A 2717-nucleotide genomic window follows, 5' to 3' on the forward strand; every position below is an offset into this window, starting at 1 on the left:
CCTGGAGAAGGCGTCGTGCGAATGCTACGCGATCGTGAAAGAGCGCTTTGACGCATTCCTCATGCCGCCGTCGACCGCGGTTCCGGGCCACAACAAAAGCCGAAGCGACCAGACCGAAAATGACTGAGACCTGTTATGTTAACTATTGCCGGTGGCGCCGAAACAACCGGGTCGTCGAACGACTTCGAGTGCGAGCGTTCTGATGTACCGGCTTGTGAATTCTTGAAAGTCGGGAATCGTGTCCGCCCGACTGCTTCTTTCATTGACATGCCTTCCCGATTCCCGCCCTTCGTTGGGATTGGACCATTCTGACAACGCAAAATTCTGTAGCAGTCTCAATCACCCCCAAAGGCTGCAAAATGTCGGAATTGGGCTTCCATGCTTTGCGCAATCTTTCGACTTCCAAGCTGAATACAATCGGCGAACTTGCGTGTCAGTGTCGCGGATCTGCGGGCTGGTAGACCTTGTCAAGATTGCAAGCCTTTTCCATCCAGCATATTTGTCGCCTGTCTGGCGCAGATGCGTATAACGTTTGAGACTCGACCAGGAGCGATGACCAGAGACTGCTGCGACCTGTGGGATGTTTCGACCGACTTTGAACAACCTGGAAATACCATCGTAACGAAGATCATGCAGATGCAAGTCGATGATCCTCAGGAATTGGCACGTGCGCGTGAAATTAGTTCCAACGGCGTCGCCGCAAAACGGAATGATTTCATCGCGCCTCTTCGGCATTGTGAGCATGATCTGGAGCGCTCCCTGGGGAAGATCGCACCATACGTCATTCCCGATCTTCTCGCCGGGGGTTCTTCATATCTCGGATCAAGACGCGGCTTCCTTCCTCATCGAGCTCCTTCCATGAGATCCGCGTAATCTCCTCCAACCGACGCATCGAAAATATCGCAAAGCCAATGATCTTCTGCATCCGAATGGAGGAGGGGCGGCGGGCCGTTCTTTGCCCCGGTGAACCAACGCCCCGCGAAGGAAAACCAGCAATAGCTCAAGTGAGAGCAGTGGCGTAGTGCAGCGCAGAAATCGGGGGTTCGTACTCATCCGTGAGCGCTACGCGGTGTCCCGAAACGTGTGTCGAACAAGCAGAGTGTTTCCGCGAATTCCCCCAACGCAGGCAAACCTTGCCGAGATCCAGTGCGCGGCCGCGGCGATCAAGATCGAGGGCGAGCGTTATCCTGAACAGCTTCTGAAGACGGTCGGGCTTTGAGGGCTGGAGAGCACCATCGCGACGCTGCGCATTTCATCGCTGGCTCCGAACTCGGACGAAACTCTCCGCTTCAACGGACTTCCCCGCCCGCCCAGTGACCCAGCGCGTCAATGCGCTGAAAGCAAAAACCCGCCTTCTCCGGCAGGGTTTTGACTAGGGGACCGACTTTTGCTCGGAGTGGAAGACGTCTTATTAGGGGAGGTATTATGCGGCCCACTAGGCGTCAATCTGCGCTGAAGTGTTTGTCACGTCCGCCAACAGCGACTGGCGCTGGTTTTTTCGGTCGGCAAGGCCTAACTAACTAGGATGTCAGGCGAAGCACCGCGCGCGATCCGCGACGACCCGGAGCCGGCGACCGGCTCGGCCTTCGGTCCGTTCCGCCATCCGGCGTTTACGGTGATCTGGACCGCCTCCGTCGTCGCCAACATCGGCACCTGGATGTACACCGCCGCCTCAGGCTGGCTGATGACGAACCTCGATCCCGATCCGCTGACCGTCTCGTTGGTGCAAGTCGCAGCCAGCTTACCGATGTTCCTAATCGCGATCCCGGCCGGTGCGCTTGCCGACATCGTCGACCGTCGGCGCTACCTGATCGCAGGGGAAGCCGCTAACACAGCAATCGCGGCGATCTTCGCGGCTCTGGTCGCGTTCGATCTTGTAACACCGAGCCTACTCCTCGTATTCACGTTTCTGATCGGCGCCTTCGGAGCGCTGACGGCGCCCGCATGGCAAGCGGTTACGCCGCAGCTCGTGCCGAAGCGGGACCTGCATGCTGCGATCGCGGCGAACAGCGTCGGCTTCAACCTCAGCCGCGCGATCGGGCCCGCGCTCGGCGGCGCGTTGACGGCAGCCTTCGGCATCACGGCACCTTTCTGGATCAATGCCGTGAGCAATCTCGGCATTAATGGCGGGCTCATCTGGTGGCAACCTCCGCGGCGCGGCGGGAGCCATCTGCCGGCTGAGCGGTTCGGTCGCGCGATCCGCACCGGGCTGCGACATGCGCGGCATAATCGCTATTTGCGCGCGACGCTCCTGCGCGCGGTTGGCTTCTTCCTATTCGCCAGCGCCTATTGGGCGCTGCTGCCGCTGGTGGCGCGTAGCCAAATTGCGGCTGGGCCAGAGGTCTACGGCATCCTGCTGGGCGGAATAGGCGCTGGCGCGGTCGGTGCCGCATTCGGGCTGCCGTGGGCGAAACGGCAGCTCGGCGCCGATCGGCTCGTCGTGGCCGGCACCATTGGCACGGCGTTCGCCCTGGTATTGTTCGGGCTCGCGCGCGATGCCCTAACCGCGCTGATCGCGAGCCTGATCGCCGGTGCTTCTTGGATCGCGGTGCTCTCGATACTCAACGTATCGGCGCAGATCGCGTTGCCCGAATGGGTGCGGGCGCGCGGGCTTGCGTTGTTCATGACGGCCTATCTCGGGGCGCATACGGCCGGCAGTGCGTTGTGGGGCCAGATGGCGCAGCTCTACGGCCTGCCGATCGCGCATTTCATCGCTG

At 60.4% G+C, this 2717-nt stretch carries 1 protein-coding gene; it reads left to right on the forward strand.

What is annotated here, in order from left to right; genetic code table 11:
- Nucleotides 1–1525: 1525 nt before the first annotated feature.
- A partial coding sequence (locus WB528_RS27020) for an MFS transporter (RefSeq protein WP_423892405.1) occupies nucleotides 1526–2717 on the forward strand: 1192 nt, incomplete at its 3' end.

It is taken from the genome of Bradyrhizobium sp. (genome assembly GCF_049586575.1).
In the GTDB taxonomy this organism is placed as follows: Bacteria; Pseudomonadota; Alphaproteobacteria; order Rhizobiales; family Xanthobacteraceae; genus Bradyrhizobium.